General features: G+C 38.4%; 13 protein-coding genes. All 13 read left to right on the top strand.

The window, feature by feature from the left end; translation table 11 throughout:
• Window positions 1–2: 2 nt before the first annotated feature.
• The 13 genes from AC6F8J_RS06100 to AC6F8J_RS06040 all read left to right on the top strand — a co-directional run bounded on the left by AC6F8J_RS06100 (window position 3) and on the right by AC6F8J_RS06040 (window position 14,819).
• Complete coding sequence (locus AC6F8J_RS06100) at window positions 3–779, top strand: DeoR family transcriptional regulator (RefSeq protein ID WP_500721802.1); 777 nt, start codon at window positions 3–5, stop codon at window positions 777–779.
• A gap of 15 nt (window positions 780–794) precedes the next feature.
• A complete protein-coding gene (locus tag AC6F8J_RS06095; RefSeq protein ID WP_500721800.1) occupies window positions 795–2,222 on the top strand; it encodes an ATP-binding cassette domain-containing protein in 1,428 nt (475 codons plus the stop codon).
• A 217-nt stretch (window positions 2,223–2,439) separates the two neighbouring features.
• Window positions 2,440–3,930, top strand: a complete 1,491-nt coding sequence (locus AC6F8J_RS06090) for an ATP-binding cassette domain-containing protein (protein WP_500721798.1) — start codon at window positions 2,440–2,442, stop codon at window positions 3,928–3,930.
• 21 nt (window positions 3,931–3,951) lie between these two features.
• Window positions 3,952–4,989, top strand: coding sequence for an ABC transporter permease subunit (locus AC6F8J_RS06085; RefSeq protein ID WP_500721797.1), 1,038 nt, complete (start codon window positions 3,952–3,954; stop codon window positions 4,987–4,989).
• Between the two features lie 12 nt (window positions 4,990–5,001).
• The gene (locus AC6F8J_RS06080; protein ID WP_500721795.1) at window positions 5,002–6,000 is read left to right on the top strand and encodes an ABC transporter permease subunit; all 999 of its coding nucleotides are present in this window, start codon (window positions 5,002–5,004) and stop codon (window positions 5,998–6,000) included.
• 18 nt (window positions 6,001–6,018) lie between these two features.
• Window positions 6,019–7,227: a substrate-binding domain-containing protein gene (locus AC6F8J_RS06075; RefSeq protein WP_500721793.1), complete on the top strand. Its 1,209-nt coding sequence runs from the start codon at window positions 6,019–6,021 to the stop codon at window positions 7,225–7,227.
• A 213-nt stretch (window positions 7,228–7,440) separates the two neighbouring features.
• The gene (locus tag AC6F8J_RS06070) at window positions 7,441–8,205 is read left to right on the top strand and encodes a DeoR family transcriptional regulator (RefSeq protein ID WP_500721792.1); all 765 of its coding nucleotides are present in this window, start codon (window positions 7,441–7,443) and stop codon (window positions 8,203–8,205) included.
• A 30-nt stretch (window positions 8,206–8,235) separates the two neighbouring features.
• On the top strand, window positions 8,236–8,562 hold the full coding sequence (locus tag AC6F8J_RS06065) for an L-rhamnose mutarotase (protein WP_500721790.1): 327 nt from the start codon (window positions 8,236–8,238) through the stop codon (window positions 8,560–8,562).
• Between the two features lie 44 nt (window positions 8,563–8,606).
• The gene (gene rhaB, locus AC6F8J_RS06060) at window positions 8,607–10,073 is read left to right on the top strand and encodes a rhamnulokinase (protein ID WP_500721788.1); all 1,467 of its coding nucleotides are present in this window, start codon (window positions 8,607–8,609) and stop codon (window positions 10,071–10,073) included.
• Complete coding sequence (gene rhaA / locus AC6F8J_RS06055) at window positions 10,063–11,331, top strand: L-rhamnose isomerase (RefSeq protein WP_500721787.1); 1,269 nt, start codon at window positions 10,063–10,065, stop codon at window positions 11,329–11,331. Before rhaB ends, rhaA begins: the two co-directional genes overlap by 11 nt.
• Window positions 11,332–11,709: 378 nt before the next feature.
• Window positions 11,710–12,483 (top strand): class II aldolase/adducin family protein, encoded by a 774-nt coding sequence (locus AC6F8J_RS06050; RefSeq protein ID WP_500721785.1) that lies wholly within the window; start codon window positions 11,710–11,712, stop codon window positions 12,481–12,483.
• Between the two features lie 10 nt (window positions 12,484–12,493).
• Window positions 12,494–14,158, top strand: a complete 1,665-nt coding sequence (locus tag AC6F8J_RS06045; protein WP_500721783.1) for a propanediol/glycerol family dehydratase large subunit — start codon at window positions 12,494–12,496, stop codon at window positions 14,156–14,158.
• 13 nt (window positions 14,159–14,171) lie between these two features.
• Complete coding sequence (locus AC6F8J_RS06040) at window positions 14,172–14,819, top strand: propanediol/glycerol family dehydratase medium subunit (protein ID WP_500721781.1); 648 nt, start codon at window positions 14,172–14,174, stop codon at window positions 14,817–14,819.
• Window positions 14,820–14,823 lie beyond the last annotated feature (4 nt).

Raw genomic sequence — 14,823 nt, 5'->3', positions numbered from 1 at the left:
AGATGTTTGGTATAGAACGGCTACAGGCCATAAGGGTGCTTGTAAAAGAAAAAAAATCGGTTGAAGTAACATATTTAAGCAAGGAACTCAACGTTTCAGAAGTGACAATCCGAAGAGATCTGGATAAGCTCGAGAAAGAAGGGCTTGTTGAGAAAACCTATGGAGGAGCAATTCTTATTGAAAAAGATAAAGACGCTATCAGTTCCAAACCACAATACACAAGTGAAATTGAGGATGAAGTCAATCAGTATTTCAACAAAATAACTGGCGTGGCTGCAAAACTTATTGAAAAAGGCGATACAGTTTTTATTGGTGGAAGCACCATGGGTGTAGAACTGGTGAAATGTCTAGTTGATAGTAAAGAGATGATTGTTGTTACGAACAATATCGAGATCGGTATGTTTGTGTATAAAGAAACCAATCATAAACTGGTTATGATTGGTGGAGAGATTGATATGATCAGTGGTAACGTAAGTGAGTTTGATCAATTGGACGAACTGCTTATTGAGAAAGCTTTCATAACAGCCGATGGTGTAGATTTACAATATGGTTATACGGTCAATGAAAAAAATGAGGTGCGGTTATATAAAAAATTGGAAAAAGTATCGAGAGATGTTATCCTTGTAGTTCCAAGCGAACGTTATGATAAGCGAGGTTTAACGAAAATGGCACCATTATCCTCCATCATGACCATTGTTTCAGATAAAGAAATGCCGGATGAATTCAAGGCCTACTATTTTGAAAATAATATAAAAGTGCATACATCGATGTTAAACTAATCATGGGAGAAGTCTATGGGCGAAAAAGGTATTTTAATAGAAAATGTTAAAAAAGCATATCACTATAATACAGTTTTAGACATAGAGCATGCTTTTTTAGCCTTAGGGAATATTTATGGGATTATCGGTACCAATGGCGTGGGGAAAACAACGCTATTGAAAATCATCAGTGAGAAAATCTTGCCGGATGCAGGGGTTATTCAACATGGTCTAAACATTGAAATGGTCTGCCACGAAAATGGCCTTTTTCAAGACATGACGGTCTATGAAAATATGTTTTTAAACAGAGAACCTCAACGGTCCTTCTTTGGGATAAAAATGTATGATTGGAAATATGTAAAGTTGAAAAGCAAAGAAATTCTCAATGCTTTTAATCTAGATATTGATCCGGAAGCAAAAGTAAGTGAGTTTAAAAGATCAACACAAAAACTTCTAGAGGTCGTGATTGCCTTATCAAAAGAACCGGATGTACTGATTATTGATGAACCCTTAACTTTGTTAGATTTGCAACAAGTTCAGTTTTTAAATAATTTAGTGAAGGATTTCATGAGTGGAGACCGCATGACCATTTATTCATCTCATCGCTTGGATGAACTGTTTCAAGTTGTCAATCAAGTCATTACAATGCGAAATGGAAAAATAGTTACGATTTTGGAGGCTGAGGAAGCGATTTTGGGCGGGTTGTTAGAGTTTTCAGAAAAAGATATTCATAAATATCCAAAACGTAGGATTCCGATTAGAGAACCAATTCTAACGGTACAGAGTTTGACAACGGAACACATTCATGATGTTGATTTTGAACTGAGAAAAGGTGAGATACTGGGGATTATTGGGCTCCGTGGTGCGAATAAATCAACGATAGGCAAAGCTTTATTTGGAGCATTGCCTTATGATGGACATATTAAGGTGGAAGGCTCAGAAAAGAGGATACGTACAACGACCCACGCTGTAGAAGCGGGGTTGTGTTATCTAGAGAGCTCAAATGAAGGGATGTTTTTAGAGGATTCAGTCATGGAGAATATCGTTTCGGCCAATGTGCCCAGAGTTCGCAGGTTAAGTAAAAGTGCTGAGTACCTTATATCAAAATACTACCTTGAACTGTTGAACATATCTAATACCCAAGTGGACTACTTGATGGAAGATATGAGCGCAGGCAATAAACAGAAGATTCTTTTAGCGAAGTGGTTTTTTAGTAAGTCAAAAATATTTATCTTTAATAAGCCGACGGCAAATGTCGATTATTCATCAAAGGTAGATATTTACAATATTTTTGCAGATCTTGCAGCTTCCGGTGCGGGGATTATCTTGATTAGTAATGATCTTGAAGAAATAGCTGGATTGTGTGATCGGGTTCTCGTTATTGAAGGTGGAAGGATTAAACAAGAAATAAGTAGAAAAGATTTATCGGTTCATAATCTGGTTAAAATCTTACAAGACTGGTAAATAGATTGTTCAGAAAACACCTCGGTGAGGTGTTTTTTTTGTTGAAAAACAATCTATCGAAACAAAAAAGAACATAACCGAACACAATAATACATAAAAATATTGACAATCATTCAAAATGATTGTAATATATAAACATACAAAGCAAAACAATCATAAAAGAACTAAATAGTACAACTAATTCGAACAAAAAATATGTAGGAGTTGGGAAAATGATATGGCGATTTTAGAATTAAAAAATATTTCCAAGAATTTTGGTGGCGTTAAAGCACTTCGCGGTGTAAATTTTGAACTCAGAAAAGGCGAGATCCATGCCTTGATGGGAGAAAACGGTGCGGGCAAATCGACAACCATAAAAGTGATTACAGGCGTACATCAACCCAACGAAGGTGAGATTTACCTAGATGGTAAAAAAATTGTCGTTGAGAACCCCAAAATGGGTAATGAGTTAGGAATAGCTGCGATTTATCAACATGTAACAGCTTTCCCACATCTTAGTATCACTGAAAATATATTTATGGGTCGAGAAATCATGAATAAGTTCAACATGTATGATTGGAAAACCATGAACGCTGAGGCACAAAAACTGTTGGATGAAATCGGTGGCGATATTGATGCGAAGACAACAATGAGTGATCTGAGTGTTGCACAACAACAGCTTGTGGAAATAGCAAAAGCTCTATCAGCCAATGCACGTATTTTAATTATGGATGAGCCGACAGCGTCACTTACGAAAATTGAATGTGAAGAGTTATATCGTATAGTAAAAAAGCTGAAAAATAACGGTGTTTCCATCGTTTTAATCTCCCATAAATTTGAAGATGTCTTTCGACTTGCAGAACGAGTAACGGTTTTTCGTGATGCGGAATATATTGGATGTTGGGACATTGATAAAATCTCACAACCCCATTTGATTCAAGCCATGGTGGGAAGAGAATTAACTCAGATGTACCCGACAAAGTACGCTGAGATTGGGGAAGAGGTATTTCGAGTAGCGAATTTATCACTGATGGGATATTTCAGAGATGTTAGTTTTGATGTTCGTAGTGGAGAAATTGTCGCTTTGACAGGTCTCGTCGGTGCAGGAAGAACAGAAGTATGTCAAAGCATTATTGGCGTAAATAATCTGGATTCGGGAGAAATCTTTGTAGATAATATGCGGGTAAAAAATTGCAATCCAAATGAAGCCTTTAAAAATAAAATCGGCTACTTACCGGAAGACAGGCAGTTACACGGCTTAATTCTTGATATGGATATTATAAAGAATACAACATTGGTGAATCTGGACAGTTTTTCCAAGTTTGGGTGGATGAACAATAAGGAAGAGGAAAAGAAGGTCGTAGAAATTGCAGGACGAATGGAGCTTAAAGCAGGTAGCTTATACGATAATCCATCAACCTTGTCTGGTGGTAACCAGCAAAAAGTCGTTTTTGGCAAACTACTAATCAATGATATTAAGGTATTGATTCTTGATGAACCTACAAAAGGTGTTGATGTTGGAGCTAAATATGCAATCTATGAGGTTATGAACGAACTTGCAGCAAAGGGCTATGCAATTGTAATGGTTTCTTCTGAAATGCCGGAAGTGCTGGGTATGGCTGATCGTGTTATTGTTATGCGAGAAGGAAGAGTGTCAAGTATATTTGACAATATTGATTTGGAGCAAGAACAGATTTTGGCAGCAGCCCTTCCAGACTATAACCAGTAAAAATATAATAGGAGATGAATTATGAGTAATCAAATAGAATCAATTAAATCAACATCAAACTCACATCTTACAATTAAAGATATGTTAAAAAGCATCGTGAAAAACAGATCATTTGGTCTGATGATGGCGTGTGTCGTCTTGCTAATACTAGCCTCCCAGCTAACGCCCCAACTATTAACAGCCAAATCGTTAAACGACATGCTGAGAAACAATGCAATTGCGGGAATATTGTCGATTGGTATGCTTATGGTGTTGGTGACACGTGGCATCGATCTATCCATCGCAGCAACAATGGTATTTAGCGGAATGGTTATCTCGATGATTAATGCAGACAATCCAGAAGTTCCCATATATGCTCTTGTTTTACTGGCAATCTTAATAGGTACGGTCATTGGAATCTATAATGGGCTTTTGGTGAGTAAGCTAAAACTACTACCGATTATTGCAACATTAAGTACGTTATACATTGTTCGTGGTTTGGCTTTTGTTGTTAGTAAATCACGTTGGATTGTACCGGCAAATTTTACAAGTTCCTATAAATCATTTGCTGTAGGTAATTTGTTTGGTGTGAACAATCTGATTATTACAGGAATGATTATGTTTTTTATATTCTACGTGATACTCACACATCTCAAGTTCGGACGCAGAATTTTTGCTATTGGATCTAGCCCGAATTCGGCGGCGGTCTCCGGTATAAAAAGTGATATGGTCATTATAGCTGTCTATGCTATTATGGGCGCCATTGCAGGTTTTTCCGGATTCTTGTACACATCAAACTACGCTATAGCCCAAAGTACAATGGCAATGGGCATGGAATTAGACGTTATAGCAATCTGCATTCTTGGTGGAGTTAGCATTAGCGGAGGTACAGGGAAGATTTCTGGTATTATTATTGCAACAATCTTGTTTGCCATTATCAGTTCCTTTTTAAGTATGTTATCCGGGTTGAGTATTTGGACAGACGCAATTAAAGGTGTCATTATTATTGGAGCCGTTATCTTAAATATCTATACATCACGATCGTCAAAGCAACGTGCTTTACGTGAAAGAAATATATAAAGGGGTATGATTATGACAACAGAGACAATGAGTAAAAAGCATCGGTTTACCGTTGAAAAATCCAATGGAAAAAATGAAGTGTTAAAGTTTTTGATGCAATGGGAAATGATTCTAATCTACATTTTTATTATATTTAATATTTTACTGTATGTACTAAACGGCGATATGTTCACGCGTAGTTACATGAGTATCATTCAAGCCGGGATGGATCTGTCTTTTATGGTTTTCCCGATGATCTTCATTTTGCTGTTAGGCGACATTGATGTTTCAGTAGGATCGATTTTAGCCTTGTCGGCGATGACTCTTGGATTGGTATATGAAGCAACTGGAAACACAGCCTTATCCATAACTGCATGTCTGTTAACAGGCGCCGGAGCCGGGTTTTTAAATGGCTTCATTATTACAAGATTTAAAGAAATATCAGCCGTTATTGTGACCATAGCCGGTATGCTTTTTTATAGAGGTATTGTTAAGATTATACTTGATGTGCGATCACTTACGTTATTCCCTAATTGGTTTGGGGAGTTGGGATATTCCAATTTTATGGGATTACCGATTTCTTTATGGCTATTTGCAATATTGGCCTTGATTTTCGGTTTGATACTCCATAAGACATCCTATGGTCGAAAGCTTTATGCTATAGGTAAGAATAAAGAAGGCGCGTATTTTTCTGGAATTAATGTCAATAAAACCAAATTGATTACATTTACACTCATGGGTCTGATGGCCGCTGTATCAGCAATTGTCTATTTAGGTCGATCACCAAGTGTTGTAGCCAATGTCGGTGAAGGTTATGAATTAAGAGTCATTGCAATTTGTGTTCTTGGTGGTGTGTCAACCAGTGGTGGAAAAGGTAAAATATTAGGTCCTATTATTGGTGTCTTCATCATATCGTTCCTTGATAAACTCATGGGATATAACGGTGTTCAACCGGCAGCAAGGGTTATGGCAGTAGGTATACTACTCGTTGTTGCTCTGCTGGCTGAAAAAATAAAATTCAAACAAATCTAATCAAGCGGAGGGAAAGAAATGAAAAAATTATTAGCAATCACATTAATGGTAGCCATGGTAGTAGCACTTGCAGGATGCGGCGGAGGAAAGACCGAGGATGCACCAGCTAGCAGCAGCACGGGCACAACAACAACTGAAACATCTGAAGCGGGTACTACGAACGCTGACGAACCTGAGACACATGTATTTATGTTTAAAAGTACCGGTAACTTATTTGGGGACTTAATGTATCAAGGTTTCAAAGAAGCAGTAGAATCTACAGGAAACATCGCGGAGTATCAATCACCTGCAGAAACAACAGGCGCAGCACAGGTCGCATTGGTTGAAGAATTAATCGCTAAAGGTGTATCCAGTATTACAATCTCAGCGAATGATGCAAATGCATTTAATGCCATTTCAAGATTAGCTGAAAACAATGGCGTCAAGCTTTTAAGTGCGGATTCGGCGATTGACCCAAGCATCCGTGCAAGCCACACAATCCCAACTACAATCGATGGCGTTGGTACGCATTTGGTTTATGCTGCACTTATGATATTAGCAGAAGAATCATATGTAGAAAATATGGATATGAAGGCTAAAGCAGAAGAGATTTTAGCGGCAAATACATTCACAAGCGATCCTGTTGTTATCGGTGTGTTATCTGCTACAACAACTTCTCCGGTACAGAATCTATGGATCGCATCGATGGAAAAAGAATTAGCGCGTTTAGACGCAGCGTATCCTGGAAACATTGCAGATGCCAATACAAGCTCAGCTGATTCTATGCTAGATATTAAGTATGGTAATGATGACCCTCAAGACAGTGTTACTCAAGCCAATGCGTTTATCTCTGAAGGTAAAGTGGATGTGATTGTATCACCTACAACAGTTGGTATGTTTGCAGCTGGACAACAACTTCAAGATGGCGGTTCCAGTATTAAACTAACGGGTCTTGGATTACCAAGTGAGATGGTTAACTTTATGCCGACAAGTCATCTTGATGAGTTCGAAGCCGTGTGTCCATTTATGATGTTATGGAATGTTATTGATCTAGGTGCGGTATCGGGTGCAGCTGCAGTAGCAGTGGTGGATGGAACTTATGATGGCAATATTGGCTCATCTTTTGGATATCAAGGAAAAACATATACAGCGATTGAAGATCCTGATAGTGACGGTTCGGTCATCGTTGTTGGCAATCCATTCGTATTCTTCCAAGGCAACATGAAAGAGTGGGGCGAAATTCTATAGTAAGAAGCTCATAACTACAAGATAATGGTTATCACAAAATAGTGTTAAAGCAGGTTTGTATAGAAGTGGGCGCTTCAATGACCATATAACCCATAAATCAATGCATACCTGCTTTTCACTTTTCCTAACTTATTGCAAGAGATAGAAGAAAACTGTATAATAAAAAAGATAAAAGAAGAAAAAAACAGATTTGTAATAAGATGGGAGAACGATATGTTACCGATAGAACGAAGAAAAGAAATAGCTCAAATGATAAAAAAAGAAAAGGCTGTGCGTGTTAATCAATTAAGTGAGCAGTTTGAGGTTACAGAAGAAACAGTACGACGTGATTTGGAAAAGCTGGAAAATGAAGGTGTTCTAAAACGCACCTATGGAGGCGCAGTCCTTGACAATCTTGTTTCTGATGATTTGCCCTACTCGGACCGAGAAAAGGTAAATATGGATCAAAAACGTTTGATCGCAAAATACGCCTCACAACTTGTAGAAGAAGGAGAGACAATATTCATAGATGCCAGTACTTCAGCACTTGAAGTGATTAAGCAAGTGGGTCCAAACATACACATCACGGTTATTACGAATTCATTGAACGCGATTCATCAGTTAAGTCAATACAGTCACATTAATCTTATTGGCATTGGTGGTAATCTAAATGATCAAACATTTTCCTTTGAAGGCCCAATGACAGCAAGATTTATCGATCATTATTATGCGGATAAAATCTTCTTTTCAGTTAAGGGTATATCTAAGGAAAGGGGACTTATGGATTCTAGGGAGTCTCTTGCTGAATTAAAAAGCCATATGATTGCCAACTCTAAAGAAGTTATACTGGTGATTGATGCATCAAAGTTTGACCAGTCAGCTCTGATTCGAATCATAGAAACTGGTGCAATAGATACAGTCGTCACAGAAGTTTCACTAGATAAGTCATGGAAATCCTATTTTGACAATCAAGATGTACGGGTGATTGTAGCAAAATAAAGGTGAACATAAAAAGAGGTGGTAAATAAGATGGAAAAAAGTAACAAGTTTGCATGGACATGGGAAGTTAAAGAAGCTTTATTAGAAGAGTATATAAAGATGCATTTAGAACCATGGCAAGAGATTTTAGAAGAACACACAAAAGCCGGTATAAGAAACTATTCTATTTTTCAAAATGGCAATCATTTGTTCTATGTTTTTGAATGCGATGATATTGAAAAAGCCTTTGCTTATATTGATCAAAGCGAAGCCTGCCAAAGATGGAACGCCATAACTTCAAAAATGGTTAAAGGTAGTTTTGATTTTGGTGAAGCAGAACCAATCACGCCAATGCGAGAAGTATTTTATCTTAAATAGCCAGAAATTCTTGGCCCTACTCATATAAATTGGAGGATAAGAAAATGGCAACAACATGTATTGCTGTTGATATCGGAGCGTCCAGCGGACGGCTGATTGCAGGAACAATAGAAGCTGGAAAGCTAAATATTATAGAATTGCATCGATTTAAAAATGGTATGACATCAGAAGAAGAACATGAGTATTGGGATCTTGAAAAACTTTTTCAAGAGATTGAAATAGGACTAAAAAAAGTATATGAGGTATTTACAGACGTAACATCAATTGGTGTAGACACTTGGGGGGTTGACTATGCACTTCTAGATGGTCAAGGTGAATTAATTCAAAAAGTATACGCCTATCGTGATCATCGAACAGATTTTACCATGGAAGAAGTATTCGTAGAGATAGATCGAAATCAAATATATAAAAAGACAGGTGTTCAGTTTCTTCAATTTAATACTCTTTATCAACTTAAAGAACATTACAAAATGCACCCAGAAGATGTGGGAAATGCCAAAATATATATGATGGTTCCGGATTACCTACACTACAAGTTATCGGGTAAGATAGCTGTGGAATACACAAATGCGACAACAACACAGATGTTGAATGTACATTCCAATACATGGGATGCAGAATTAATTCGGATAACAGGTTTTAACAAAAATATTTTTAGGGAACCGACCGCCCCAGGCACAAAAATTGGCCAAGTAAAACCTGAAATATTACAGAAAATTGGATTTGCTTCAATGGATGTTGTTGTACCAGCGACCCATGATACAGGATCGGCGGTTGCGGCAGTTCCGGCAGTAGATAAAGAGTTTGCCTATATTAGTTCGGGAACCTGGAGCTTAATGGGCGTTGAAAGTCTTGTGCCGATTGCCAGTGAACTGGCAGGTCAATACAATTTCGCAAATGAGGGCGGCGTCTGCAATACTTACCGTGTACTCAAAAACATCATGGGCTTATGGCTTATACAAGAAGTACAGCGTATGTATGAGTATAAGCATAGCTTTGCAGAATTGGTAGAACAAGCGGAAGCATCTGAAGCCTTTGCTTGTTTGATTTATCCAAACCATGAACGTTTTTTGAATCCTAAGAATATGATTGAAGAGATTCAGAAGTTTTGCGTGGAAACAGATCAGACGGTTCCGACGACGCCAGGACAGATTTCCCGATGTATTTTTGAAAGTCTGGCATTTCAATACAAGGAAGTGCTCATGCAATTAAGAGCGGTGTATGATGTGCCGATTAAACGTATTCATATTATTGGTGGCGGATCCAAAAACTTATTCTTGAATCAACTGTGTGCAGACTTTACTGAATGTGATGTGTATGCAGGACCGGATGAAGCGACAGCTATCGGGAATCTTTTGATGCAGTTTATTTCAAACGGGACACTTGATTCTCTAAGAGTTGCTAGACAATTGGTGATGACATCATTTGACATTAAAAAGTTTGAACCCACAAAATTGGTTGAAATCAATGCACAATGGGATAAATTCAGGAGGTTAGGTCATGCAAAATAAAAATAGAATTGAAGAAAGCTATAAGGTTGCAAAAGAAATGTACAAAGAATTAGGGGTCGATACGGACGCGGCCATAAAAAAACTGGCAACAATACCTGTATCAGTTCATTGTTGGCAAGGTGATGATGTAAGCGGTTTTGAAAATCCGGATGGTGCATTATCCGGCGGTATTCAAGCCACAGGAAATTATCCAGGTAAAGCAAGAACACCCCAAGAGTTACGGAAAGATATGGAAAAAGCCTTTTCATTGATTCCAGGCAAAAAACGAGTAAATCTGCATGCACTCTATCTAGAGACGAAAAATGAAAAGATAGATCGTGATCAAATCGAACCAAAGCATTTTAAAAACTGGGTGAACTGGGCAAAAGAGCATGATCTGGGATTGGACTTCAACCCCTCCTTATTCTCTCATCCTAAAGCAGATGATGGCCTAACATTAAGCCATCCGGATGAGGCCGTTCGTAAATTTTGGATTGAACATGTGAAGCGCTCCAGGAAAATCAGTGAATATTTTGGTAAAGTATTAGGAACACCATCTGTAATGAACATATGGATACCTGATGGTTTCAAAGACATTCCGGCAGATAGACTAGGACCTAGGCGACGTTTGAAAGAAGCTTTAGATGAGATTCTGACAGAAAAAATCGACAAGCAATACCACTTGGATGCTGTAGAATCTAAGGTCTTTGGTATAGGGTCAGAAAGCTATGTGGTTGGTTCGCATGAATTCTACATGGGTTATGGCGTGAAAAATGATGTTCTTGTTTGCCTAGATGCGGGGCATTTTCATCCGACGGAAGTGATTTCTAATAAATTGTCAGCAATGAGTCTGTTTGTAAATGAGATGCTGTTGCATGTAAGCCGACCGGTACGTTGGGATAGTGATCACGTGATCGTGCTGGATGATGAATTGATGGCCATTGCTCAAGAAATCATCCGTGGCGATTTATTAGACCGCGTACACATCGGACTAGACTTCTTTGATGCAAGCATTAACCGTGTAGCGGCATGGACCATCGGAACTCGGAATATGTTTAGAGCATTATTAATAGCCCTTGTCGAGCCTTTTGATCTGATGAAAGCAGCAGAAGTTGATTTTGATTTTACGACCCGATTAGCTATGTTAGAAGAGTTAAAATCAATGCCATGGCAAGCGGTATGGGATTACTACTGTATGCAACAGAAAGTTCCGGTTGGCTTGGACTGGTTAAGTGAAGTAAAAGAATATGAAAAAGAAGTATTGTTAAAGAGAGTGTAGTATTTAGACCTCATAATCCTCTATTAAGTAATAACAATGGTTAAGGTGTCAAAACTATATAGTTGAACTTTTGCATACAATATATAGTTATGAATGCATCAACGTAATCTATATATTGTATGTGAATGTAGTGAAACTTAGTTTTGACCCTTTAACCAACAATAAAAATAAGAAGGAGTCTAAGAAATAGACTGCTTCTTATTTTTATTGTTGCTGTCAAAAAAACAAGACAATCGTAAAACAACATAATTCCACATAAAACTACAGAAAAACGCATAAATCAATTGACATAGCTTTGAATAAGTGGTACTATTAAAATGAAATAAAGATAAAACAACATAAGACAACATAAATAAAGAACACTTTGGAGGTAAAATAATGAATGAATTTGAAATTAAAAAGCAAATGTGTGACATTGGGCAACGTATTTATCAACGGGAAATGGTAGCAGCCAATGATGGTAATTTTTCAGTAAAGGTAGATGAGAATACTTTTTTATGTACGCCAACAGGTGTATCAAAAGGCTTTATGACACCAGATATGATCTGTAAAGTCGATCAGGAAGGAAATTTGAAACAACAAAATGGTCAGTGGAAGCCGTCATCTGAGATTAAGATGCATATGCGCATATACAAACAAAGACCAGATGTAAATGCAGTTGTTCATGCCCATCCTCAATTTGCAACAGCGTATGCTATAGCAGGTATTCCCTTGACAGAGAAAATTATGCCTGAAGCGGTCATCTTCTTAGGCGAAGTACCGATTGCAAAATACGGTTTGCCTTCAACGATGGAGATTCCAGATGCGGTAGAACCTTTCTTAGAATGTTATGATGCAGTACTTCTTGAAAACCATGGTGCATTATCGTGGGGAGAAGATTTAATGTCTGCCTACTTCAAAATGGAAGGCTTAGAATTTTATGCATCACTGGCATACAAGGCCAAAGCACTAGGCGGTGCAAAAGAACTACCTTCTTCTGAAGTGGCAAGGTTATATGAACTTAGAAGACAGTTTGCAGTACCGGGAAGACATCCGGCTGAATGTAAGAACGATGCATTACCAACAAATACGAGCAGTCCATTGGCTCAAGCAAGTATTAGTGAAACAGCCATAGAAGAAATCATAAAACGGGTAATCCAGCAAATGAAATAGAGGTGGCAATGTGAAACGCTCACGAAGAATGGAGATACTCGACCAACGTCCTGTTAATCAAGACGGTTTCATCGATGAATGGCCAGAGAAAGGTTTTATAGCCATGGCAAGTCCGTATGATCCCAAAGCGAGTATTGTCATAGAAAACAATCGCGTCATGGAGATGGATGGAAAGTCACGTGAAGCATTTGACTTTATTGATGAGTTTATAGCAGATCATTATATCGACGTGACAACGACGGAAGAAAACATGTCATTATCACCGATTGAAATAGCAAGATTCATGGTGGATATCAACGTGAATCGACAAAAAATAATAAACATTTTTAAAGGGCTTACACCTAAAAGAGTAACAGAAGTATTGAATGAAATGAATGTGGTGGAGATGATGATGGCCATGCAAAAGATGCGTGGACGTTTGTTTCCAGCCAACCAGGCACATATTACCAATGCCAAAGACAATCCTATTTTGATTGCTGCGGATGCTGCTGAAGGCGCGCTTCGCGGTTTTCGTGAGGAAGAAACAACAGTGGGTATTGCAAGATATGCGCCCTTGGCAGCGGTTGGACTTTTGGTCGGTTCACAGATTGGTTCAAAAGGCGTCCTAACACAATGTGCAGTAGAAGAAGCCGTTGAGTTGGAATTAGGCATGCGAGGTTTTACGACTTATGCTGAAACTATGAGTGTATATGGTACTGAAGCTGTATTTATGGATGGTGACGATACACCTTATTCAAAAGCTTTTCTTGCTTCAGCTTATGCATCGAGGGGATTAAAAACCCGATTCACGTCCGGAACCGGTTCAGAAGTATTGATGGGAAGTGCGGACGGTAAGTCCATGCTTTATCTGGAAACAAGATGTCTTATGGTGACAAAAGGCGCCGGAGTACAAGGTATTCAAAACGGTTCTGTAAGCTGTATCGGTGTAACCTCAGCGGTGCCTTCAGGTATACGCGCTGTATTAGCTGAGAACCTAATCGCTTCATCTCTTGATCTGGAATGTGCTTCATCCAATGACCAGAATTTTAGTCATTCGGACATACGTCGAACGGCAAGAACCATGATGCAATTCTTACCTGGAACGGATTTCATTTTTAGTGGCTATAGTGGTGTTCCGAATGAAGACAACATGTTTGCAGGTTCCAACTTTGATGCTGAAGACTTTGATGACTACAATGTATTGCAACGTGATCTAAAAGTGGACGGAGGACTTAGGCCGGTTAAAGAAGAAGATGTTATACGCGTTAGAAATAGAGCAGCAAAAGCGATGAAAGCAATAATAGAGACTCTTAATCTTGGACAAGTGACAGAAGAAGAAGTTGAAGCCATTACTTATGCCCATGGCAGTAAAGACGTACCCGACCGTGACATTGTATCAGACTTACAGGCTATTGATCGGATGATGCAAGATAAAATAACCGGCATTGATATTATTAAGGCATTGCATAAATCCGGATTTAAAGAAGAAGCAGAAATGGTTTTGAACATGTTAAAGCAAAGACTTTCTGGTGATTATCTGCAAACAGCTGCAATTCTTAATGAAGCCTATGATGTTATGAGCACAGTCAATTATCCCAATAGTTATAAAGGTCCGGGAACGGGCTATGTGATGAGCGAAGAGCGTTGGGAAGAAATCAAGAAAATACCACATATTATTAAATTGGATGATCTTTAAAGAGGTGTCATAGATGAATGAACTAGGAAGAGAAATTACCGTTAATGAGATTGTTGAAGCGGTGAATAAAGTAATTAGAACTATGACAATACCTTCGGATAGTATATCAGAAGGAAAAATAGGTAGTTTAAAAGCAATAGGACCGGTTAAGGCAAGTGAAGATGTTAAAGAAGTTGGTATTGCAATCGGACCGGCTTATGGACTACATATTCATAAAACCATTATTGGACTTGATCATATGACGGTTCTAAAAGAAATCTTAGCAGGCATTGAGGAAGAAGGCATGATTCCAAGGGTGATTCGAGGCACGCGAACATCCGATGTGGCGTTTATTGCCAATGACGTAGCAAAACTGGTTGGATCAGGTATAGCCGTTGGCATACAATCAAAAGGAACAACCGTCATACATCAAAAAGATCTATACCCATTGACCAATCTTGAGCTTTTTCCACAGGCACCGATTATTACACTGGGTATGTATCGTCAGATTGGAAAAAATGCCGCAAAGTATGCCAAAGGTGAACAAGTCAAACCGGTGAAGGTCATCAACGATATCACCTCAAGGCCCAAATACCAAGTAAAAGCCGCTTTGATGCATACCAAAGAAACGGAATATGTTGTTAAAAGAGGACCATATATTGAAATAGAAGTACCTGTATAGGAGG

It is taken from the genome of Petrocella sp., assembly GCF_059865615.1.
This window is presented reverse-complemented; position numbering and strand designations above follow the sequence as displayed.